The 22,844-nt window shown below is 62.9% G+C and carries 17 protein-coding genes and 2 pseudogenes; 11 read left to right on the top strand and 8 right to left on the bottom strand.

Annotated elements, in window-relative coordinates; genetic code table 11:
* The 4 genes from NOG11_RS01055 (at position 1) to NOG11_RS01040 (ending at position 2,559) form a co-directional block, all read left to right on the top strand.
* Complete coding sequence (locus NOG11_RS01055) at positions 1 to 1,023, top strand: lysophospholipid acyltransferase family protein (protein WP_256617767.1); 1,023 nt, start codon at positions 1 to 3, stop codon at positions 1,021 to 1,023.
* A gap of 30 nt (positions 1,024 to 1,053) precedes the next feature.
* Positions 1,054 to 1,473: a putative toxin-antitoxin system toxin component, PIN family gene (locus NOG11_RS01050; RefSeq protein WP_370468192.1), complete on the top strand. Its 420-nt coding sequence runs from the start codon at positions 1,054 to 1,056 to the stop codon at positions 1,471 to 1,473.
* A complete protein-coding gene (locus NOG11_RS01045; protein ID WP_256617765.1) occupies positions 1,470 to 1,766 on the top strand; it encodes a hypothetical protein in 297 nt (98 codons plus the stop codon). Before NOG11_RS01050 ends, NOG11_RS01045 begins: the two co-directional genes overlap by 4 nt.
* Before the next feature lie 127 nt (positions 1,767 to 1,893).
* Complete coding sequence (locus NOG11_RS01040; RefSeq protein WP_256617764.1) at positions 1,894 to 2,559, top strand: EF-hand domain-containing protein; 666 nt, start codon at positions 1,894 to 1,896, stop codon at positions 2,557 to 2,559.
* Positions 2,560 to 2,628: 69 nt separating this feature from the next.
* On the opposite strand, the gene pyrF is transcribed toward NOG11_RS01040, so the two are convergent.
* Both pyrF and nth read right to left on the bottom strand, forming a co-directional pair.
* Positions 2,629 to 3,315 carry an orotidine-5'-phosphate decarboxylase gene (gene pyrF / locus NOG11_RS01035; RefSeq protein WP_256617763.1) on the bottom strand — a complete coding sequence of 229 codons (687 nt, stop codon included), beginning with the start codon at positions 3,313 to 3,315 and terminating at the stop codon, positions 2,629 to 2,631.
* Complete coding sequence (gene nth, locus NOG11_RS01030) at positions 3,312 to 4,022, bottom strand: endonuclease III (protein WP_370468208.1); 711 nt, start codon at positions 4,020 to 4,022, stop codon at positions 3,312 to 3,314. The genes pyrF and nth overlap by 4 nt, the downstream gene beginning before the upstream one ends.
* 160 nt (positions 4,023 to 4,182) lie before the next feature.
* On the opposite strand from nth, the gene NOG11_RS01025 reads away from it, so the two are divergent.
* The gene (locus tag NOG11_RS01025; protein ID WP_256617761.1) at positions 4,183 to 5,265 is read left to right on the top strand and encodes a sensor histidine kinase; all 1,083 of its coding nucleotides are present in this window, start codon (positions 4,183 to 4,185) and stop codon (positions 5,263 to 5,265) included.
* A 275-nt stretch (positions 5,266 to 5,540) separates the two neighbouring features.
* Here NOG11_RS01025 and NOG11_RS01020 read toward each other — a convergent pair.
* Both NOG11_RS01020 and NOG11_RS01015 read right to left on the bottom strand, forming a co-directional pair.
* Positions 5,541 to 6,958, bottom strand: a pseudogene (locus NOG11_RS01020) (transposase).
* 300 nt (positions 6,959 to 7,258) lie between these two features.
* Positions 7,259 to 7,974: pseudogene (locus tag NOG11_RS01015) on the bottom strand (IS5 family transposase); the annotation flags it as partial.
* Between the two features lie 404 nt (positions 7,975 to 8,378).
* On the opposite strand from NOG11_RS01015, the gene NOG11_RS01010 reads away from it, so the two are divergent.
* The 3 genes from NOG11_RS01010 (at position 8,379) to NOG11_RS01000 (ending at position 12,339) form a co-directional block, all read left to right on the top strand.
* The gene (locus NOG11_RS01010) at positions 8,379 to 9,641 is read left to right on the top strand and encodes a polysaccharide biosynthesis/export family protein (RefSeq protein ID WP_256617760.1); all 1,263 of its coding nucleotides are present in this window, start codon (positions 8,379 to 8,381) and stop codon (positions 9,639 to 9,641) included.
* Positions 9,641 to 11,089 (top strand): GumC family protein, encoded by a 1,449-nt coding sequence (locus tag NOG11_RS01005; protein WP_256617759.1) that lies wholly within the window; start codon positions 9,641 to 9,643, stop codon positions 11,087 to 11,089. Before NOG11_RS01010 ends, NOG11_RS01005 begins: the two co-directional genes overlap by 1 nt.
* A gap of 65 nt (positions 11,090 to 11,154) precedes the next feature.
* Complete coding sequence (locus NOG11_RS01000) at positions 11,155 to 12,339, top strand: O-antigen ligase family protein (protein ID WP_256617758.1); 1,185 nt, start codon at positions 11,155 to 11,157, stop codon at positions 12,337 to 12,339.
* Positions 12,340 to 12,345: 6 nt separating this feature from the next.
* On the opposite strand, the gene NOG11_RS15070 is transcribed toward NOG11_RS01000, so the two are convergent.
* The 4 genes from NOG11_RS15070 to NOG11_RS00980 are packed head-to-tail and all read right to left on the bottom strand — an operon-like array spanning position 12,346 to position 16,559.
* The gene (locus NOG11_RS15070) at positions 12,346 to 13,320 is read right to left on the bottom strand and encodes a glycosyltransferase family 4 protein (protein WP_256617757.1); all 975 of its coding nucleotides are present in this window, start codon (positions 13,318 to 13,320) and stop codon (positions 12,346 to 12,348) included.
* Positions 13,317 to 14,315, bottom strand: a complete 999-nt coding sequence (locus NOG11_RS00990) for a glycosyltransferase family 2 protein (RefSeq protein ID WP_256617756.1) — start codon at positions 14,313 to 14,315, stop codon at positions 13,317 to 13,319. The genes NOG11_RS15070 and NOG11_RS00990 overlap by 4 nt, the downstream gene beginning before the upstream one ends.
* 18 nt (positions 14,316 to 14,333) lie before the next feature.
* Positions 14,334 to 15,275 carry a glycosyltransferase family 2 protein gene (locus NOG11_RS00985; RefSeq protein ID WP_256617755.1) on the bottom strand — a complete coding sequence of 314 codons (942 nt, stop codon included), beginning with the start codon at positions 15,273 to 15,275 and terminating at the stop codon, positions 14,334 to 14,336.
* A gap of 15 nt (positions 15,276 to 15,290) precedes the next feature.
* The gene (locus NOG11_RS00980) at positions 15,291 to 16,559 is read right to left on the bottom strand and encodes an oligosaccharide flippase family protein (RefSeq protein ID WP_256617754.1); all 1,269 of its coding nucleotides are present in this window, start codon (positions 16,557 to 16,559) and stop codon (positions 15,291 to 15,293) included.
* A 417-nt stretch (positions 16,560 to 16,976) separates the two neighbouring features.
* Between NOG11_RS00980 and NOG11_RS00975 the strand changes: the two genes are divergently transcribed.
* The 3 genes from NOG11_RS00975 to NOG11_RS00965 all read left to right on the top strand — a co-directional run bounded on the left by NOG11_RS00975 (position 16,977) and on the right by NOG11_RS00965 (position 22,618).
* On the top strand, positions 16,977 to 18,371 hold the full coding sequence (locus NOG11_RS00975) for a WecB/TagA/CpsF family glycosyltransferase (RefSeq protein WP_502260776.1): 1,395 nt from the start codon (positions 16,977 to 16,979) through the stop codon (positions 18,369 to 18,371).
* A 141-nt stretch (positions 18,372 to 18,512) separates the two neighbouring features.
* Positions 18,513 to 21,227 (top strand): PAS domain S-box protein, encoded by a 2,715-nt coding sequence (locus tag NOG11_RS00970; RefSeq protein WP_256617752.1) that lies wholly within the window; start codon positions 18,513 to 18,515, stop codon positions 21,225 to 21,227.
* Positions 21,224 to 22,618, top strand: a complete 1,395-nt coding sequence (locus NOG11_RS00965) for a sigma-54-dependent transcriptional regulator (RefSeq protein ID WP_256617751.1) — start codon at positions 21,224 to 21,226, stop codon at positions 22,616 to 22,618. The genes NOG11_RS00970 and NOG11_RS00965 overlap by 4 nt, the downstream gene beginning before the upstream one ends.
* Positions 22,619 to 22,844 lie beyond the last annotated feature (226 nt).

The following is a 22,844-nucleotide window of genomic DNA, read 5'->3' as shown; positions in this document are numbered from 1 at the left end:
TTGGACGCGGAGACGACACCTAAAGACGCCGAACCCATCGACGCGACCATGCTCGGCTCGGACGCGAAGCCCCTCGACGTGGAGGGCAGCGAGCTCGACCGGCAGATCTATGAGTGGCAGAGCACCAGCCCCTACTATGTGCGTCCGCCGACGGATACGGGGCATCTGAGCCGCCACCAGCATATCGTCGACCAGCTCATCCGCGAGCGAGCGATCAAGCTCTCCCAATCGACCTTCTGGCCGCTCTACCGGCTCACCCTCAACGGGCTCCTCGACTACGGCAAGGCCAAGAAGATGGTGGACGAGGCGGGCCGGATGCCGCCCAGGGAGGCCTTCGCCTACGCCTCGGACATGATCGGGATGAAGCTCGAAGTGCAGGGCATCGAGAACATCCCGAAGGAAGGCGCCTGCATCATCGCCGCCAACCACCCCACCGGCATCGCCGACGGTCTGGCGCTCCACGATGTGGTCGAGCAGGTGCGAGACGACCCCATCGTCTTCGTCAACGCCGACGCCATCCGCCTCAACCCGCTCCTGACAGAGAAGCTGATCCCGGTAGAGTGGCGGGACAACAAGAAGTCCCGCGCCAAGTCCCGCGAGACCCTGAAGGCCACCAAGAAGGCGTTCGACGAGGAGCGCTCGATCATTCTCTTCCCCTCGGGCCGCCTCGCTTACATGAACGACGACAAGGAGCTGATCGAGCGGCCCTGGATGTCGACGGTGGCGAACCTTCCCAAGCGCTACAAATGCCCGGTCATCCCGGTGCACCTCAAGAGCCGCAACTCCTGGCTCTACTACTGGTTCAACAACATCGACGACGAGCTGCGGAACATGACCCTGTTCCACGAGCTCCTCAACAAGAAGGGCCAGACCTTCGACTTCCATATCGGCAGGCCGATCCAGCCCGAGGAGATGCTGGATGACGACCAGGAAGCCGCTAAGGAGCTGCAGCGCTATGTCTGCTCGGGCGTGCGCGAGGGGCTGACCTTGGAGGAGTGGCGGAGACGGAAGGGCTCTTCTTGACATCCTATAGGATGTCACCAACATCATAGTGTGCGAGTTGTGTTAGATACGAACGTTCTGGTCGCCGCGCTCCGTAGCCAAAGGGGTGCCAGTGCGTTTATCTTGAAAGCTGTCGAGGAAGGAAAGCTGAAGCCTGTCTGTACGGTTCCGCTGTTTCTGGAGTACGAGGCTGTACTGCGGCGTAAAGAGCACTCTTCAGAGTTTGGCTATACTCAAGCCAACATCAGTATGTTTCTAACTGGGCTAGCGAAGCGTATCGAAACTACAGAAGTGAACTTCCTGTACCGTCCGCTTCTCAAGGACACGGACGACGATAAAGTGGTCGAAGCAGCTTTGAATGGCGGTGCGAGAACCATCGTCACCCACAACGTCAAGGACTTCAGGCCTTTTGACGGCAAACTCCTGTTAGAGGCTCAGACACCTGCATCGTTGCTGGAGAACTACCGATGAGTGATAGCGTCGTTTACAAATACCCATTGAAGCTCCCTCATTCACTCAAAGACATTGTCCGAGACCTGGCCAAAGCCGACGGTGTATCGGTCAATCAGTGGATTGTTACCGCAGTCGCTCAAAAGGTGGGGGCGGTTCAAACAGCGGAACAGTTCTTTGCAGAACGTGCCGCAGGTGAAGGCTCGATGTCGGATATCCTCAAACTGTCCGGAGACCGCCCCCCCATGCCCGGCGACGAACTCCCTGATGAGCTGCGCGAGAAGTGGGAAAAGCGGCTTTCGGGCGGCGAGTAGCCCGTCCCGCCCGCTGTCCGGACACGATTTTCCGGGCGCCTGGACCCGTTCGCCCCTATCTTTCCGCTTCGCCCTTTTGTGGCTAGCTTCCTGCAGGAGTTGCCACGACGACCGATGGGGAGGGATGATGCCGCGGCCCGAGAAGAAGTCCGAAACGATCGAGATCAGGCTGCCCTACAGCCAGAAGCAGGCCTTCATGGAGGCCTGCCGCGAGCAGGGGGTGACAGCCTCGGACACGCTGCGGCGGCTGATCGCCCAGGAGCTTGAAGCGGCCTCCCCGCCCGAGAAGGCTCGCCGGACCTTCACCATGACCATCAAGGACAACCCGCTCAAGGCCGCCGCGGGCGCTGCCGGGGCGGCGCTGACCGCGGCGCTTTTCGGCGGCGGTGTGTCCATGGCCGAGGACCAGGTCTTCTCGAGCTACGACCGCAATGCCGACGGCGTCATCACCTATGGCGAGTTCGCGGGCCTCACCCAGCCCCGCGCACCGGGCGGCAGCCTCGGCCATGAGAAGCTCTTCGAGGCCATGGACCAGGACGGCTCCCGCAGCCTTCAGCCGCGCGAGTTCGAGGGCGAGGGCGTCTTCACCCGCCGCACCGACCAGCTCACCGAGCGAGACGGGGTGAAAGCCCGCGTCATCGGCATCGAGCGCTTCGCCTATGACGTGGCAGGCGAGGAGGAGACGGCGATCTCCGTCACCTCGGCCACCAGGACCGTCGATGTCGATGCCAAACCCGAAGAGATCGAAGCCGCCTATGCCGAGCTTCTTGGCGAGATGAAGGACGGGCGGTAGCGCTGTAGGGCGGAACGCGAAGCTTTCCGCCGCTGCGCCTTTGCACGGCGGATGGCTTCGCAATCCGCCCTACGCTGAGAGCTCTCCCACGATCCCATCGAACGCCGCCTTCGGATCCGCAGCTTGGCTGATGGGACGGCCGATCACGAGATGCGTGGCCCCGCTTTTCACCGCCTCGGCGGGGGTCAGCACCCGCTTCTGATCGCCGAGAGCGGCGCCCGAGGGACGAATACCGGGGGTCACGATGATGGGGCCGTCGCCGAAATGCTCGCGCAGAAGCGGCGCCTCGCGGCCCGAGGCGATGAGGCCGTCCGCCCCCGCCTCAAGCGCCATCTCCGCCCGGCGCAGGACGGCGTCCTCGACGCTCCCCTCGATGCCGTGGTGGCGCAGCGCCTCCTCTCCCCAGCTCGTCAGCACCGTCACCGCGAGGATGCATAGGTCCGAGCCGCCGCGCCCCTCCACCGCCCCCTTCACCGTGTCGGGGTCGGCATGGACCGTGAGGTAGTCGGCGCCGAGTTCGGCGAGGCTCCTCACACCCTTCTCCACCGTCGAGCCGATATCGAGGAGCTTGGCGTCGATGAACACCTTCTTGCCCCGGCTGTGCAGCCGCCGAGCCATGGCGTAGCCGCCCAAGGGAAGGAGCTGGTAGCCGATCTTGTACCAGACCGCCTCCTCGCCGAGGCGAGCGACCAGGGTCTCCGCCTCCTCAAGGGTGGGCAGGTCGAGGGCGATGATGATGCGTTCCTGGGGGGTCATGCGGTCTTCTTTCGCGCAGCTTTCTTGGCTGGTTTCTTGCCGGGGACTTTCTTGAGAGCGGCCCGCTCCTCGGGCGAGGGCGTCTTGTCCTTGAAGCCGCAGAGGTCCGCGACCTCGCATCGCCAGCACTCCGGCGTCCTCGCCTTGCAGACATAGCGCCCGTGCAGGATCAGCCAGTGATGGGCGTGCAGGAGATAGGGCGCAGGCGTCCGCTTCACCAGCCTGTCCGAGACCTGATCGGCGGTCTTGCCCGAGGCAAGGCCGGTGCGGTTCGAAACGCGGAAGATATGGGTGTCCACCGCGATGGTGGGCTGGCCGAAGGCCACGTTGAGAACTACGTCCGCCGTCTTACGCCCGACACCGGGCAGCTTCTGCAGCTCCTCGCGGGTCTGAGGCACCTTGCCGCTGAACTCCTCGATCAGCATCCGCGACAGGGCGATCACGTTCTTCGCCTTGTTGCGCCAGAGGCCGATGGTCTTGATGTAGGGAGCAACCCCCTCCTCGCCGAGGGCGATCATCGCCTCGGGAGTGTTCGCCACCGGAAAGAGCTTCGCCGTCGCCGCATTGACGGAGACATCGGTGGCCTGGGCCGAGAGCGCCACCGCCACCACCAGTTCGTAAGGTGTCTTGTAGGCGAGCTCGGTCTCCGGCTCGGGCATGGAGGCCTCGAGCCTTCGGTAGAACTCCTCGATGTCCTCTTTCTTCATCGGGCGCGGCATGGCCGGGCGGGTGGCACAGGGGAGAGGCCCTGTCCAGACGACGTCCTGCACCACGCCGAGAAGGAATGGGGAGACGGTCATACGGTTGTTATCGACAGCGATAACTTAACATGGTTTAGCTGACAGCGCCCCAGCGAGGTGTGAGCTAGTGTCCGTTGCCAGCGAACTGATCCGGTCCCTCGGTCTCATCCAGGAAGACCTTCTCCACGCCGCCTTCGAGCAGCTCGGCGAGGGGGTGATCGTGGCCGACAAGGACGGCAAGCTGATCTTCGTCAACTCCGCTGCCGCTACCATCCATGGGGTGAAGGCGCTCGATGTCGAGCCGGACGAGTACACGCAGACCTACCACCTCCTCACCCCCGATGGAGAGCCCTTCCCCACCGAGGAGCTGCCGATGACGAGGGCGGTCACGAAGGGCGAGACCGTCGAGGATGCCCACTGGCTCGTCAAACGCCCGGACGGCACGGTCATCGACGCGGTCGGCACCGCCCGCCCCGTTCTGGGAGAGGACGGCACCCAGCTCGGCGCCGTCCTTACCGTGTCGGACCGCACCGAGGACTTCGCCACCCAGAAGGCCCTCGAAGACGCCCTGAAGATGAAGGACACGCTTCTCTACGAGGTGAACCACCGGGTGAAGAACAACCTCGCCATCGTCTCGGCCCTGCTGCGGCTGCAGGCGAAGAAGCTGGAGGGGGAGGACGCCAAATCCGTCTTCGGCGATCTCTCGGCCAGGGTCGGCGTCCTGAGCGACATTCACGGCAGGCTCTACCAGACCGGCGGGCATACGGAGATCGAGGTGGTCTCCTTCCTCGCCGAGCAGGCCCAGGCCAACGTCCAGGCCCTCGCCGTCGAACACGACGTGGCCCTGAAGGTCCGCGCCAAGGGCACGGCGGTGATGAGCGTGGACCGCGCCGTCCCCATCGCGCTGGCGGTGAACGAGCTGATCCTCAACTCCATGAAGCACGCCTTCGCCGAGGTGGAGGAGCCCGCCATCTTCCTCACTCTGGAGGTGAGCGGCAGCAAGCTCGACATCCACTACCGCGACAACGGCCCCGGCCTTCCGCCGAGCCAGACCAACTCCGCCAAGAAGGGCATCGGCCAGGCCCTGATCATGAACCTCTCCACCCAGGGCCACGCCACGGTGGAGATCGGCACGGACAAGAAGCACGGCGGCTACAAGGCCGCCTTCAGCTTCCCCCTCAACCTCCCCGAACCACCCCACCCCGCCTGAGGCGGACCGTGTTCACCTCTCCCCCTGAGGCAGGACAGTCGCGTGGTACCGAGCACTGTCATCTCGGGGCCGCGGAACGGAGCCCGAGATCCAGAATCGAACCAGCTCGATTGCCTGGCGCGGCGCCTCAAACTTCATGCCTAGGTAGTGTCTGAGTTTGAAATTTCGAAACGAACCGACGCTTTTCTGCCGATTGTGTTGAAGAAGTCGGGGTTTGGATCGGCAGTGGCTTAACGGTCACGAACGGGCATGCGGGCCAGCCCCGCTTCCCCGCCTCAGTGGACGGTGCTTGGTGCGATGAGCCTCAGCTTCGCCAGCTTCCGGAGGTTCTGTGCGAGGGCGGCGAGGGTAAACTCGTCCTGGGCGCCGGTTGGGCCGCGCAGGCGGAGCTGGCCCATCTTTAGGATGCGCTTGAGGTGGGCGAAGAGCATCTCGGCCTTCTTCCTCTCGCGGCGTGAGCGGCGCTACTGGTCGGTCTTGGCGATGGCCCTCGCCATGTCGCGAGCGCCTTCATGGACGTGGATCACGAGGGTTCGGTTGGGCTTGTTCGGACAGCAGCGCGGCTTCAGCAGGCACGGGTCGCAGTCGTGCTTGGAAGCACGGTACTTCCAGAAGTCCTCTGGGCTCGGTTTGCCCTTCGCAGCGCGTGAGCCGTGACGGTAGGCGCGTAGTTCCTTGCCCGCTGGGCAGACGTAGCAGCCGCGACCGGCATCATAGTGGAAGTCTTCTCGGCCCAGCATGCCTTCGGCCCGCCTGCCGGTCTGATGGACCGGGATATGCGGCTCGATCCCGTTCGGCGGACAAACGCGGGTCCTTCCACGTTTGCTCTTCCGCCTCACCCTCGACCAACCAGCCGAGCATCTCTGCCGAGCCGTAGCCTATATCCGCGCAGAGCCGTTCGGGGTAGAGGCCATGCCGCTCCTCGGCTCGCTCGAGCATGCGCTTCGCAGTGATCGCCTCCGCCTGCCGGACGGTGCTGCCTGCCAGGGCATCAACGATTACGGCGTGCTCGTTGTCGATCAAGTAGTTGCAGCTGTAGGCGTAGTAGCCCGGTCCCCTGTGCGCGCTCGTGTAGCGCGCCGCTGGCTCCGTCTCCGACAGGTGCGGCGGGACCACATCGCTCGCCGCGCCGAAGGCCGCGTCGTCGAGCGTGGCCAGGTACTCCTCGATCGCGCGGCTCGTCTTGCCAGGCGGCAGACCATACTTCCCGTGCGGTCCCTTCCGCCGATCCGCGTCCGCCTTGATCAGGCTGCCATCGACGGTGAACGCCTCGCCGCCGACGAGCCCTTCGGTAATGCAGCGCTCGACGACCTCATCGAAGAGCTACCGGAAGAGATCGCTGTCGCGGAACCGGCCGTGCCGCGCCTTCGAGAAGGCCCGTGTGGTCCGGGATCTGTCCGTCCAGCCCAAGCCTGCAAAACCACCTGTAGGCGAGGTTGAGGTGCACCTCCTCGCAGAGCCGGCGCTCGGAGCGGATGCCGAACAGGTAGCCGCAGAGCAGCATTCGCACCATCAGCTCCGGGCAGACGGACGGCCGCCCCATCTCGCTGTAGAAGGGCTTGAGCTTTGAGCGGACGCCTTCGAGGTCGACGAACCGGTCCACCTGCCGCAGCAAGTGTCCCTCCGGCACGAACCGATCGAGCGAGAAGTCGTAGAATAGGCTCTCCTGTCCGCTCAGCCGATCCCCCATCATCGCCGCGTCCCCCGGTTAGCCACGAGACAACAGAATCACTGTTCGGTCTACGGACAGAGCGACTTATTCAACACAATCGGCGATTCACCGAACTACGGTCTCGGCGCAAAAGAAGACATCACAGACTTTCCAATCACCCCGTCTCATCTGAAGATCATGACGCGGTGAGCTCGTCAAGCTGATGAGTGTAGGGCCGTCTGTGAGCGGATCGTATATTTTTTGTACTGATAGTCTGTACAAGAATTACATTGAGCGTCCGAATCGTCTGACGAGGAGGACGGTGGCGGCGGCGTCCTTCTAGAAGCGTCGGTTTCTGCAGAGCCACGCGAAGGTGCGTGTCACAACCCACCGGCGGGCTGAACGACGAAGGTACACTGGCCCGGCACACCTTAGACGATCTCGAGCGGCACTTAGCGGGCTTCAGCGGCCCGCGGCTTTTGTTAGCCCGCGTCGGCGAAAATCACGCGGACGAGGGGGAAGCGCAATCGGGGGGCCGTCATCTGTGGGCTAACGGCACCTCGATCCTGCCGACTTGCGGGTCCAACCTGCGCGATGAGTAGCCTCCCGTCCATATCGACCGAAGCGTGCCGCTCGCGACCCGTGACCTTCTTCGGCCCGTCCTAGCCCCGTGGCCCGCCTACTTCGCTGGTCTTGATGGGCTGGCTGTCCATGACGGCGGCCGACGGGCTTGTTTCGCGTCCCTCCCGCTCGCGATCCAGGACCAGAAGAGCGCGGCCCATGCGGACGAAGCCCCGCCATCGCGAAGAGCGCGGAACCAGTTCCAGACCGTGCTCCAAGGTGGGAAGTCGTTCGGAACCAGCCGCCAGGGGCAGCCCGCCTGAAGAACGTAGAGTGAGGCGCGCAGCGGCGAACGCGTTCAGCAGCGCGCGAAGCGGCTACTTGCGCGGCCCGCTGAGGGGCGAATCCTCTGGCAGGAGAGGCCTCACCAAGCCCTACTCCGCATCGGTCAGGTCGGTCTGGTAGCGCAGGCCGCAGGGGTTATGCTGCGCTCGGATAGCTTGCGTCTACATGGCAGACTCCATAGGTTTCGACACCCCCAGGAATCAGCCGGACGCCGGCTGCTGAACGACTTTCCGTACGGGCGCAGAGCGTTTCGGTGCAAACCAGGAGGTCATGGGATTCCCTTCCTCTCGTTTGACCTTTCCCCATCAGTTGTCCAGCACACTCTGATTAATCATCAACGGTGCATTATGCGTCTGGTGATGCTTCGAAACAGAAGCCTTCAGTAATCCGCTGCGTTCGGATGTCGGTTCCGTATCTTTGAGCCGCATTTGTCCACAGCTTTCTCGCATTTGGCATCGCGTACCACAGCTGAGATTGTCCAGCGTATGAAATTGTTCCTCGATTTCATACTCTTACGAAAATCAGAAACCGGCCTTGATCATGCAGTCCAGGGTGCATGTCCTTCAAAATCATTCTCTCTAGCACCATCCAGCTCGGCGTCCGCCTCCTCGGACTCTCAATGATTTGCAGCTGCGCCGCGTCGGTGGTGCCCAAGAACGGGTTTGAGGAGAGCGAGGTTTCCTCCGCCTATATGGCTGAATGGCGCTCCGATTACCGCGCGCGGCGACTGCCTTTCGGATGGGCAGGGGTGGAGAACACACATGGATGCAAAGTACAAGGACTTCCTGAAGCAGTCGCAGCTCTTCCGTTTGGTCGCAATCACAACCAGCTCGGCGACCCCCGCCTAGCGCCAGGTGATCTTCTCCAGCTGAATGTCGAAGATGACACTCTTTTTTCAGGCCCCGTCGTTGTCGCGAGCGACGGCACGATCAGCCTGCGCCATATGGCACCGATCGGCGTTGCCGGGCGCAGTATCGCTTCAGCGGAAGATGCAGTTGAGAACGCTCTCGTCGGAGAACGGATTTACAAGCAAGGCTATTCTTCAGTCTCGCTAACTGTCGGAGCGTGGGCGCCGGTCGATGTCGTGGTTGACGGTGCGGTATTCATTCCTGGCCCGGTCACCGTCAACGATTTGCCTGCGGAGGCTCTTCAGTCAGACAAGGTCGAGGCATCGGGTGACCACGCAATCCAACGGAGGCTGTCAGCTGCCTTAAGGGCGGCGGGGGGTATCCGTCCGGATGCAGACCTTTCGGGCATCGTGATCATGCGCGAGGGCCAGGAGCGCAAGGTCGACCTTTCTGACGCCCTAGCCGGAAATGGACGGCACGATCCTTTCCTGATGTCGGGCGACAGGGTCGTGGTGCCGAGCCGAGGCTGCTTCGATGCTGGCCTCGCGCAGCCAAGCCCGATCACACCGCCGGGGGTAAGAGTCTTTCTTTCGAACCTGTCCTCCCCTGCCAGAGCTAATGGCCCATCCGCGATCGGTCAGCACTCAACAAGCCTGCCCTACGGGACGACGCTCCTCCAGGCTCTCTTCTCGGCGAACTGCGTCGGCGGGACCCAGGTGACGAATGCCGGCCGCTTCGCCATCCTCGCGACTACCGATCCCATCACCGGCGAGAGCGTCGTGATTCAGCGTGCCGTCGAGGACCTCGTCAGGCGGCCCGACCGGGCCGAGTTCAATCCCACCCTCCTCCCCGGGGACGCCATCGCCTGCTACAACTCCGTCGCCACGAACGTCCGCGATGTCCTGGCCATGATCGGTGAGCTGGCCGGCCCAAGCCTTCTCACTGTCGGGCTTTTGGAGGCGGCAGAGTGATGGTTTTGCAGAAGATCAGCTCTATATTTCGCCCGCGCCAGGCCGACCTCTTCCAAGCTCGACACGCTGGCAAAGGTCTTGTCCGCAAGGCGATCTCCGGCTTCGACCCCGAGGGACGCGGCTGGCGCTATGTTGGCCTTGGACTTCTCGGCTCGCTTTTGATTTTCGGGCTCGCCATCGCCTACGCATTCTTCACGCCGAAAAGCTACACGAGCGATATGACGCTCATCATGCCAGGAGCCGGTGCGGGAAGCTCGATCAACCTGAGCGAGATCGGACAGGCATCGTCGATGACGGCATCGCCTTTTTCCCAGGCATCGCTCAGCCCCACCGAAAATTACAAGCGGATCATTACCTCCCGGCGCGTGCTAGGCCGCGCGGCAGCGAACCTCGACATGAAGGTCGAGGCGTTCCCCGACCCCTCCATCAAGCTCGTCGATCAAACCCAGCTTATGATGATCAAGCTGTCCGGAGCCGATCCCGCCGACGCCGAGCGTTATGCGGCAGCCCTCCTCGATGCCTTCCTCTTGGAGCTCGAAGAGCTTCGCCGAGGCGAGATGGCGATACGCGAGGACGTCTACCAACGGCACATCGCCGAGTTCCGCGAGGGCCTGACGCGGACCCGGACGGCGATCCTCTCAACGCAGAGCGCTTCAGGGATCGTGTCTATCGATCAGTATAGGGATATCGTTGGCGAGCTGGAGGGCCTTCGGGCAGAGGTCGAGCGGCAGAAGGCTATGCTGGCCGAGGCGGTTGGCCGGATTACGACTCTGGCTTCTCTTCTCGGCATTGATGAAGCCTTAGCGGTGCAGGCCTTCACTATCTTCACCGACCCAGAAGCCAAAGAACTGATGAACCGCCTCGCGACCGAGCGTAGCGACATCGCCGCGCTCTCTCTTCGCTTTGGCGACAACCACCCCGAGCTTCGAAAGGCCGAGCGCACGGCCGCATCCCTGATCGCCGCCCTCATAGAACGGGGCCGCCTTCTGACCGGGCTTGGCGATGATGCCCTCGTACCCCTCTTCCAGCACGCGGCAGCAGCGGAGCGGGGCGCGCTGATGAGGGATCTTGTCGAGACTTCGGCCCGCAGGGGTGCCATCGCGGCCCGGATCTCGGAGCTCACCTGGCAGATCGAAACCGCTGTTCTGCGCGTCGAAAACCTGAAGCCCGTCGCGGCGCGGCTCGATGATCTGGAAAGGGATCACCTGATCGCGGAGGCGGTCTTCTCCTCCGCCCTCGCCCGTATCGACACCTCGAAGACAGATGTCTTCCAGTCCTACCCCCTGGTTCAGGTGCTCGAAGCCCCGTCCCTGCCGACCCGCCCCTCCGCCCCGATGCCGAAGCTTGCCCTCGCTGGTGCGTTAGCGGCCTCGATACTTTGGACCTTCATGCTGGTACTCCTATGGATCAGGCTCCCCGTTCTGCGGGTCATCTTGAAGACAGTCTGACGCTCTGGGGCTGGGCCCTTAGCTGGCCCGCATATGCTGTCGGTGCGTTCTACGTCCTCGGTCCGATGGTGGGCTACCTTCTCCTCGCGCTTCTCTGCATCCGCAGCTACTTCGCACCCGCGCTCTCCCCCTCGAAGAGGCCCCATTCCGTACCCTTCGGTGTCTGGGTGTGGATCGCCTCGATGATTGTCATGCTCGTCGCGCTCTTCGCCGGGCATTTTGGCAACGACCTCGGCCTTGCAAAGACGATCAAGTCGACCATCGGCTGGGCCAAGGGCTGGGCTCTGCTCGCGCTTTTTCCTCTGGTAGGTGCCTGCCTCCACATCCGTGCCGAGACGATCTTCCGCGCCTGCGGCTACTTCTCTCTACAGACGCTCGTCCTACTTCCGCTGTTTGTCCTCGCGCCCCTCGCCGGTCTTCCCGAGGCGCTGTTCGTCTCTCCCCTCAAGGTGATCGGAGGACCCGGACCGGAGGTCTTCACCGTCTACCTCTACTCGATGGCTCCTGACAGCGGCCTTGCGCGCTGGCAGTTTCTCGCGCCGTGGGCTCCGGCGGCAGGTCTCATCGCGAACCTCCTGTTCATCAGTGCCATGGAGGAGCGGAACCGGTTCTGGAAAGCAGTAGGCGTCGCCGCGGCCCTCTCCATTGTTGTTCTCTGCCAGTCGCGCATGGCGATGCTGAGCCTCCTTTTCATCTACCCGGCAGCCTGGGCAGTGAGCCGGATCCTCCGCCCGACGACGTTCCTAGCGGCGAGCGTCGCAAGCCTTGCCGCAGGTATCCTCGCTCCGGTCCTTCTACGGATCGCCGACGCAGCCATCGGCAGCTTTACCTCGGCCCGCGCCGATTCGAGCCGGGTGCGCGGCGCGCTCAACCGGATCGCCCGGGAGCGGGGGCTCGAGGAGAACCCGATCTGGGGACACGGGGTGGTCGAGCCAGGACCGCACTATGTCGAGTACATGCCCATCGGTAGCCATCACTCCTGGTACGGCCTAATTTTCGTGAAGGGCCTCGTGGGCTTCTTCGCCTTCCTCGTCCCCGTCGTCTGGAGCCTCCTCGAACTCTCGGTCCTCTCATCTGCGCTCAAGTCCGCTAGGGCCGCGCTCGCCTGCCTCCTCCTGATGATCTTCTTCAGCTTTGGCGAGAACATGGAGATGCTGGCCTATCTCTACTGGCCGGGCCTGACACTTATGGGGATCGCGTTCAGGGACGGGATGCTGCTTCAGCGGTCGGTTAGCGGCGAGAGCCATTGAGAAAACCTACCGGCAGGTGCCGAGAAGCTCCCGCCAGGCTTCCACCTGTTTGTCGTAGCACTCATGAGCACCGCAGCGGGCGGCCGGGATCAGGCGCTCGATGTCGTCGGCTGTCAGGCGCTCCAGCGTCTCGCGCATTGCCGCCTCGTCACCAGCCGGCACCGCGATGCCGCCGCCTGCCGCGAGCTGGTCCGCAAGGCCATCCACCTCGTAGGCGATGAGAGGCCGGCCCGCCGCCCGGGCTTCAAGACCGGTCAGGCCGAACGCCTCGTAGCGGGAGGTCATGAGAAGGGCATCGATGCTCCCGATGAAGCTTCGGGGGTCCTCGACTTTCCCGGCAAAGGTGATGTTCGGTGCGCCCTCGGCAAGGGTCCTCAGCTCGTCCTCCATCGGGCCGTAGCCGCCGATGACGAGTTCTATCCCGGAGAGGCCCCGCACGGCGCGGATGGCGTGGTCGATTCCCTTCTGCGGGGCGAACCGGCCAAGAAGACCGAGCCTGATCGGGCCACGGGCCCACGGCGAAGGCAGGCTCTCGAAGCTGTCCGTCTCCCGCGCCATAGGGATCACGCTGAGCTTTCGCGGGGGTACTAGGCCCAGACGCGCCATCCACCCGCCCTGGGCTTCGCTGACCGCCACCACGCGGTCGACCAGCCGGTAGGCGAGGCGGAGCATCAGCCGGAACCGCCTGGCCGTCCGTACGCAGTGACGCTCGAAGCCTTCCGTGTAGCTATGTTCTTCGAGGATGATAAAGGCACGGGGGTTCGAAAGACGAAGGCCGAGGAGGAAGGGCAGCTTTCTCCAGCTCATTGTCAGATGAAGGACCATTATGTCGGCGCCGATCCGCACTCCAGGCTTCGATGTATCGACAGGCACCACAGTCGATTCAGCGACTTCTAGCAGCCGTTCGTGACGGAACAGCTTGAGATGCTGGACGACACCGCCCACTCGGTTATCGTCGAGGAGATGGGCGACCTTAATCACGACGCCGCCCTGCCGAAGAGGCGACGACGAACGAGGTTGCGAAGGGCTCCAGGCGCCAGGGCGAGGAAGCCGGCTGCCGCCACGGTCGAGATCGTCTTCCTCGGCTCACGGAGAAAAAGCTGCGGAGCCTCACTAAGGGCCTCCTTGCAAAGGCGAAGGGCTTCCGCCTCGTCGCCGGTCTGGACGGCGCGGCGCGCGAGATAGCGGAGCTGGAACCCACGCGCCATGCGCCCCCACCGGCGGAAGAAAGTGGGGTCGGCGTAGGCGACCTTGTCCGCCATGCGCTCCCAGCTCTCTAGCTGCTTGGCCGTGTCCGCCGAGAGCCCCGCGGCATTGAGGCGATAGTTGGTCAGGCGGCCGGGAAGCCCTTCAAACCGCCAGGGCGTCGAGAGCGCGATGCGGATCCAGCACTCGATGTCCTCGGACTGACGAAACCTCTCGTCAAAAAAGGCGCGCTCCCCGTGAATGGGGTCGATATAGGCGATCGCGTCGAAGACCTCACGCCGAATGACCGGTGCCGAACCGTTCCCGATGGGGTTACGGAGGAAGATATCGCGTCGCCTGACCGAGGTGAGGCGTGGACGCTGATGAACGCCAAGGCACTCCCCCCTCTCGTCCATCAGGTTGGACCCGGCGTAGCTCACACCGACCGAAGGCGACGCTTCGAGGTGGATGACGTGGTTTCTCAGCTTGTCCGGGTGCCAGCTGTCGTCCGCGTCGATGAGCGCGATGAAACGGCCTCGCGCGTGACGGATTCCGGTGTTGCGCGCGCCCGCAAGACCGCGGTTGGCCTGTCTTACGATCCGTAGACGTCCGTCATCGAAGGTCGCGCAGATGTCGATGCTAGAATCCTTCGAGCCGTCATCGACGATGATGAGCTCGAAATCCAGGTAGGACTGATCGAGAACGGACAGGACCGCTTCGGCAACCGTCAGCTCAGCCCCGTAGACCGGCATGATGACTGAGACCGTCGGGCTTGTGGAGTTCGTGGTCATGGCAAAGTCTCCTACTTTCTAGCGTGAAAGAACCCGCGTCAGATGCGGGTGACGGAAAAGGGGCGCGGCAGCGGCGCCGATGAACGTCGAGAAGCAACGGCGAGGCTCTTTGAGGAGAAGCCCGGGGGCCTTGACGAGATGGCCAGCGAGAAGGCTGAGATCCCTTGCCCCCGATGTCCCGAGGCGCAACCGACGCCGTACCGCGTATCTCGCAAAGCGCGCCTCGATCTCAGGTTCGGCGAGCGCAACATCTCCCGGCGCCAGGAGGCGAGCCTTCTCGACGGCTTTTCGCCAGTCGGCGGCAAAAAGGTCGAGGTCGGACGACAGGCCGCCGGAGACGGTGCGGTAGTTGAGCGTCAGACGGTCGAGCCCGCGGGTGCGATATCCGCCAAGATAGAGCCGCGCGAGAAAGTCCTGGTCCTCGGCCCGCCGCAGCGCCTCGTCGAACCCGTTGATCTGGCGGGCGTCTTCGGTCCGAACGACCATGTTTGATGCGGTACACACCTGATTGTCACCGAGAATACGCGGTAGGCTGAGGGAGAAGCAGCGAGCGCTTTGGCGCCCCTTTTCGCCGAAGGCCGGATCCCAAAAACGCACGCGGCCGAAGGACAGCGCTAGCTCCGGGTGCTCTTCAAACGCTGCAAGATGAGCGGACAAAGCACCCGGAAGGAGGACGTCGTCCGCGTCGAGGAAGGCGATGAAGCGCCCCCTCGCCGTCCTGATCCCCGTGTTCCTCGCCGCCGACACCCCCATGTTGTGCTGAACGATGATCCGAAGGCAAGGGTCGCCCTCCCCTGCCGCTTCCGCCGCTTGAGCGTCTTCGGTTGGAGAGCCGTCATCGACGACTATCACTTCGAGCGATCGGGCATCCTGAGCGAGCGCTGATCTCACCGCCTCCCCAACCATGGATGCCGAGCGGTAGGAGGGGATGACGACACTGAAGAGAGGGTCTTCAAGCACGGCGGCGTTCCTTTCTCATGAGGGGGTCGGATTCCTGAGAGTGATGAACCGTATGCAGAGCGACAAACCGATCTGGGCTGCGGCGGTTACCATCACCATCGCAAGAGCAGCGTTGAGGAGGTCGTGCTGCGCTCCAATCGTCAGGCCTGCGAAGGAGAGGAAACCGGTGAGCAGGTTACTGCTGAACTCGATACCGCTCCGTCCTTCGCTGCGGGCAAGCTGAACCACGCCGTCCCAAAGGAGCCGCGGTCCGCCTGAGAGGCAAAGAACTGCAACGATGGCCGCAGCCTCGGACCAACGATGGCCGAAGATCAGCGGAACGTAGACCGGCGCGGCGAAAGCCTGGGCGATGAACACCAGTGTCAGAACGGGAAGAGCGATGCGGACGAAACGATCGAAGCGTGCCGTGCGGTTCTCGCCACCCTCGTCCTTACACAGAAAGGGCATGAGGACGAAGGAGAAGGCGGACGAGACAGCTTGTGCCAGACCAGTGCCTGCCGAGGTCGCAAGATACCAGACGCCGAGCGCGTCGATTCCGAGAAACAGACCGATGAGAGGCTTGTCGAGGTGGTTCCTCGCCGCGACGAGAGCTTCCGAGCCGAGGATCGGCAGACCAAAGTGCAAGATCGGACGCCAAGGGGCCGGGGTGACCGACGCTTCCGGCCGCCAGGAGACGATCCGCCTCACGCCGACGAGCCAGATTGGCAGGGTCAGCGCCTTGGGCAGCACGAGCGCCCATACCCCTGCCCCCGCGAGGGCCAAGGCCACCGTCAGGACCGCGTCCGCCATGTTCTGCGCGGCGGCTATCTTGGCCACCGCATCGGCGCGCTCGGCCCGCAGACCAAGATAGACATGGACGAGGCCGACAGGCATCCCGATGAAAACCGCAGCGAGCGCTGTCCCGAGCAAGGTGATGGACCAGTCGCTCGCAACCGCGCCTATGGCAACGGCGACGGCGATCTGCACGAGGGCTAGGGCGGTGCATATCATCCAGTTGAGCCGCCAGCAGGTCTCGGCCACCGCCTCGAGGTCATCGGCTTTCGCGCGGATGATCGACTGTCCGGTGCCGATCTGGGCACCGACCTTGACGAGTTCATGGCTCGACAGCAGAAGTGCCGCGAGACCGAAGGCATCGGGATCTATCAGCCGCGCCACGATGGCGATGGACCCGATACGGACGGCCCGGGTGAGCAGGTCGCCTCCCGCAAGCCAGGCCAGGTTGCGGACGATGCGCTGCGAGGCGAGCGCGCTCAGATGTCTTCCTAGTGTCCTTGTGAGCAGCATGGGACCGATCCTTCGTTGGGGGATCAATCGCAGCCTTCGTGCCGAGAGCTGTCCGGAAACAAAAACCTTTTTTCTCTTTATACTTCAGATGCTTGAAGGACTACAGACCCCCCCAACGATGGCTGCGTCACGCGGATTGCCAGCCCTTCCGTCTGAAATTGCCATGCAGACTGCACATACCTTGCCGTCGTTGCCGCAAGGGATATGCTCCGCCAACTGATTCGTCAGTATAGGGTCGCAATAGCGATGCGTTCAGTCCTTGTAAGATTCCATTCAAATTGAACACAATTCGATTGCATTCTGCCGACAGACGATCTAGCTGATCCGTTATCCTTCTGTTTTTCCTTTCTTATTGAGATATCCGGCGACCGGCACTCTGCCTGCACTACTCTCTTCGACCCTAAGGGAGGAGAAGCAATGACCGAGATACAGAGAACACCCGTTGACCAAATCGATAGAAACGAAACGCCCATCGAGCTCAAAGGGCTGGGTGTCCTGAACCTGTCAAGATCGAAGGCGCTGTCGATGCTGCAGCAACGCCTCAATGACCGTCAGTGCACGCGCGTGATGTTCATGAACGCCCATTGCTTCAACGTCGTCAGGGAGAACCCCTACTACGCCACTGCGCTCAGAAGGGCCGACATGCTCCTCCCCGACGGCTCCGGCGTGGCGCTTGCGGCCAAGGCGAAGGGCCGACGGTTCGTAGCCAATCTCAACGGAACGGACTTGCTGCCCGCGCTCTTCGCCAGCCTTCGGGGCACGCGGCAGCGCGTCTTCCTTCTCGGCGGGGCGGAAGGCGTGTCAGAGGATGTCGCCGCCGCCATCAGCCGGTCCTGGCCCCATATAGAGGTCGTCGGTACACACAGCGGCTATTTCAAGGACTACGCCTCTCGCAACATCGTCAATACCATCAACCGTTCGGGAGCCGATATCGTCCTCGTCGCCATGGGTGTTCCCAGGCAAGAACTGTGGATCGACCGCTACGCGAATAGCATCGACGCTCCCCTCGTCTTCGCAGTGGGAGGCCTCTTCGACTTCATGGCCGAGCGGGTCTCGCGCGCGCCCCGCGTTCTTAGGTCCGCAGGTCTCGAATGGACCTGGCGCCTCATTCAAGAACCCGCCCGCATGTGGCGACGCTACATCTTGGGCAATCCGGTCTATCTCGGCCATGCCCTGACGGACGGCCTCCGAAGCCATTTACGCTCCGTGCACAACAAATTACAGCGCTGCCTTGATCTGGTCGGCGCGGGTACAGCGCTCGTCCTGACGGCGCCGGTCCTACTGCCTGCGATGGCGGCGGTGAAGCTGACCAGTCCGGGGCCGATCTTCTTCAAACAGGAGCGGGTCGGCAAGGGCGGGCGCATGTTCCTAATGCTGAAGCTCCGCTCGATGGTCGCTGACGCGGAGGCCAAGCGGGGCGAGGTCGCAGCCCTCAACCACCACGGCGCTGGCGGCGTGACATTCAAGGTGGAGGACGACCCCCGCATCACCCCGGTCGGACGGTTCATCCGGCGCTTCTCGATCGACGAGCTGCCGCAGCTCCTCAACGTCCTGGCTGGCAACATGGCGCTGGTGGGCCCGCGCCCGCCCCTGCCGGACGAGGTGATCAGGTATGAAGGTGACGCCTGGAAGCGGCTTTCGGTCAAGCCCGGGCTCACCTGCTTCTGGCAGATCGGAGGGCGCGCATCGCTCGGGTTCAAGGAGCAGGTGCGTCTCGACCTTCAGTATGTGCGGGAACGCGATCTTCTGACCGACCTCTCGATCTTGCTCCGCACCCCTTGGGCGGTGCTGACGGCAAGGGGGGCGTTTTGAGAGCCGGCCCGCCTCTGTCTTGCAAATTGCCTTCCCGTTTCGTCGCAATTTGCAAGCCGCGCAAACGAAAACCCAGACTTTTCGGTGTCTGCTGCCCGGCACGGCATCTGAATCATGAAGCTCAATACGAGGGAGCGTGACATGGCGATGGATGACCTGCGGGAGAGCACGATGAGGCGAGGCGAGGACATGATAAACGATGAAAGCGAGCTCCAGATCGCCCTCAGAAACGCCGTGATCGACCAGGCACTCGATTGCGTCGTCATCATCGACGGCGACGGTTCCATCATCGAGTTCAACCCCGCCGCTTGCTCAACCTTCGGCTATCGGCGCGCCGATGTCATCGGCAAGAACCTTGCCCATGTTCTGGTGCCGGAGCGTTTCCGCCAGATGCACATCGCCGGGATGGAGCGCTTCAAGGAGACCGGTGACGGCCCTGTCATCGGTAAACGGATCGAAATTGAAGCGCTGTGTGCGGACGGAAACGAGATCCCCGTCGAGCTGGCGATCACGCCGGTCGAGTGCTGCGGCGAACACTACTTCACGGCCTATCTCCGGGACATCAGCCTTCGTCTGGAGGCTGAAAAAGAAGTCCGCGCCTCGAAGAACAAGTATCAGAACCTGTTCGAACTCTCGACCGACGCCATCATCGTGCATACAGTCGATGGCACGATCGTCGATCTGAACAGCAAGGCTAGCAGCCTCCTCGGCCTATCCCGCGAACATGCGATCGGTCTGCATGTTCGCTCGCTGCACCCCGAAACGGCGCTAGCTCATGCAAAAGAAGCGCTCGCGGACGTCGTAGAAGGCCGTGAAGTCAGTATCGAAACGGAGTTTCTGAACGCTGATGGCAAACCGTTCGCCGCGGAGCTCTCCGCTAGGCAGGTCGAGACCAGCGGAGGACCTCTCGTGCATGGTGTGGTGCGCGATATTTCCGAGCGCAAGCAACACGAGGCGGAGCGTGATCGCTACGAAAAGCTCCTCGCCCACGCACAGCGTCTCGCCCAACTCGGCAGCTTCGAGTGGGAGATCAAGACGGGTATGTTTTACTGGTCGCCTGCGACGTACTCGATTTTCGGCATCGACCCGTCCGAAGGAGTGCCGACCACCGATAGCCTGAGGCCATATCTGCATCCCGATGACACAGATACCATCGAGAGATGCGTTATCGATGCGGTAAACGAAGGGCAGGACGCGGACATCACCCACCGGATCGTTCTGCGCGACGGTTCCGTCCGAACCGTTGAAACCCGGTTCGAATGCCTGAAGAGCACAAGCGGTCGTCCTTACCGGATCGTCGGCACCGTCCAGGACATCACGAAAGTCGCCGAGGCGAACCTCGCCCTAACCGAAGCCAAGGAAGCGGCGGAGGCGGCCAATGTCGCGAAGACGCACTTCTTGGCTTCTATGTCCCACGAGATGCGTACGCCCCTCAACGGCGTGATCGGCCTTCTCGACCTTATGGGCGAAACGAGGCTCACGGACGTCCAGACCCAGTATCTCGAACAGGCGGCCGCATCTGCCGACTCCCTTCTGACGCTTCTCTCGGACCTTCTCGACCTGTCCCGGATCGAGGCAGGCGAGATCGACATCGACAAGAAACCCATCCGAACACGTGATTTCGTCGATCAGTCAATATCCGTGATCCTGGCAACGTTCGCGGACCGCCAGGTCACAGTCGATGTCGAGATCGCACCCGAGACCCCCGAGGCCGTGGAGGGAGATGGTGCACGCCTGCGCCAGATCCTGACCAACCTCCTCTCGAACGCCGTCAAGTTCACGCCCTCGGGCCGCGTCCGTGTCGAGATCGACTACGATCTGAAGGCCCAGTCTCTCGCCTTCGACGTCGTTGACCAGGGCATCGGTATCTCCGAGGACGTCCTCCCGAAGCTCTTCGATCGCTTCACTCAAGCCCATACCGGCTTGAGCCGACGTTACGGCGGCGCGGGCCTTGGCCTGACGATCTGCCGCGACCTGATCACCGTTATGGGCGGGACGATCTCGGCGGCGAGCCAGCCGGGTGTGGGATCACGCTTCTCCGTGGTCGTTCCCGCTTCAGCGGCCGTTTTAGAGCATCCCTCGGCGAACAGCGATCCGGCTGAGAAAAACGGCATCGTGCCGCTCAACGGGTTCTCGATCCTGCTCGCCGAGGACAGCAACACGAACGCGCTCGTCGTATCGCGTCGACTGGAGCGTCACGGCGCGACGGTCGATCGGGCTCGGGACGGCGTCGAGGCTCTCCGTATGACGACCGAGCGCGACTACGACATCGTTCTGATGGACGTCTCGATGCCGGAGATGGACGGCCTCGAGGCCACGAGGGAAATCCGCGCGCGGGGCGGATCGTTTCTCCATCTTCCGATCATCGCCCTTACTGCCCACGCCCTCCGCGGCGACAAGGAACGATGCCTTGAGGCTGGCATGAGTGGCTATGTCAGCAAGCCCATCGCGATCGACGAGCTGATCGACGCCGTCATCCGCGCAAGCACAGCAAGGACATCTTCGATGACCCGAGACCTTCTGACTCCGGACACCTCCGTCAACGAATGGGACGATGACCTGGACCTCTTCGCCGAAGTCCTCGAAATGTTCCTCGGCGAGCTCGCGGCCTACAAGGCGACGTTGCGAGAGGCGTCGATGGATAAGCAGGACGACATCTTCCGCCAGATCCACTCGCTCAAGAGCTCAGCCGCCAATGTCGGAGCGCTTCCTCTTCAGACCCTGGCAGCGGAGCTCGACGGCCTCTCCAAAGAGGGACGCGCGAGCGAGGTGATGAGGCGCCTTCCCGGTCTCGTCACCCTCATCGAAGAGACAGAGAAGGCCGTTGCCGATCATTCGAGGAGGGCCGCATCATGAAGACGACCGTCCTCATCATCGAAGACAGCCCCTCCATGGCGCGAACCTATGACGGCTTCCTTCGTCGTGCCGGGATGGAGACTGTCGTGGTCGAAACCTGCGCGGCGGGTATCGACGAGATCGAGCGCGCGGAGCCCCATGCAGTTCTTCTCGACCTCCACCTGCCCGATGGTAGTGGCCTCAAGCTCCTCCGCTGGCTGCAAAAGGAAGGTCGCGACGTTCCTGTGATCGCGATCACCGCCAACGGCTCCATGGGCACCGCCGTCGAGGCGATGCGGGAGGGCGCGAGCGACTTTCTCGTCAAACCGTTCAGCGGGCCGAAGATGATTGCCGCCCTCGAGCAGGTGTGGGTGCGCACCGGCGAGAAGCCGAACAGGTCGGGGTCCGCGCCAGCCAATCCAGCGACGCGCCCCGAAGCCGCCACCTCTTCGTCCGCAATGCTCGGAAGCTCGCTACCGATGAAGGCCGTCCAGCGGATCATCGAGGCTGCAGCTCCGACCGACGCCAGCGTCCTCATCACCGGCGAGAGCGGTACGGGTAAAGAGCTCGCGGCCGAGGCGATCCACCAGAACTCGGCTCGCAGCGGCAGGCCGATGGTCATCCTGAACTGCGCCGCGATCTCGCCGAACATGCTCGAAAGCGAGGTCTTCGGCCATGTCAAAGGCGCCTTCACCGGAGCGGTCGCCGACCGCGAGGGTGCAGCGGAACGCGCCCATGGTGGCACACTCTTCCTTGACGAGCTAGGGGAGATGGAGATCGGGCTTCAGGCGAAGATCCTGAGGCTTCTTCAGTCTGGCACCTATATGCGCGTCGGCGAATCGAAGGAACGTCGCGCCGACATCCGCATCATAGCAGCTACCAACCGCGATCCAAAGCATGCGATCGCCGAGGGCAGACTTCGCGAGGATCTTTATTTCCGCCTCAACGTCGTACCGGTCGTAATGCCTCCCCTCCGAGAGCGAGGGTCCGACATCATTCTCTTGGCGGAGGAATTTCTTCGGCGCTTCTCCAAGGAGACGGGCGGGGCGCACACGGGCTTCGACGAGGGCGCTCGCGCGATGCTGGCCTCGCATACCTGGCCGGGGAACGTGCGTGAGCTGCTGAACACCGTCAGGCGAACGATGATCCTTACTGCGACGGGCGGTTCTCTCGTGACGGCGGAAGACTTGTCGGCAGCGCTTCGGCTCGATGGTGTCGGTGATCCCTCCGCTCCCTTCGCCGCACCGTCTGCGAAAGAGGCTACCGCAGTCGTCGAACCGCTCCATGTGATCGAGCGCCGCGCCATCGAACGCGCTCTCGCCGTCACGGAAGGAAATATTCAGGAAGCTGCTAGGCTGTTGGAGATCAACCCTTCGACGATCTACAGAAAACGGACCGCCTGGGCGGGCTGACCTGCAGCGTCGCCGAAAGCGAGGTATTGCGGGCTAGCAGCGGGCACTTTGTGTCAATTTGATGCCATCACTGTTTTGCCATGCCGCTCTACGAAAAGAGACGCCAGACCGAGCGAGTTCCAGTACGTCTCGCATCGCCTTCCCGGCCCACTGAGGATTCAGAGCTTTTCTGCTGCTGTTCGCTCGTTGGCCGGATCAGAAACTAGGTAGCGTCGCTATTGTCTAT

This window comes from Parvularcula maris (assembly GCF_024505085.1).
Taxonomy (GTDB): Bacteria; Pseudomonadota; Alphaproteobacteria; order Caulobacterales; family Parvularculaceae; genus Parvularcula; species Parvularcula maris.
Note: the sequence above shows the minus strand (reverse complement) of the source record. Positions and strands in the feature narration are given on the sequence as shown.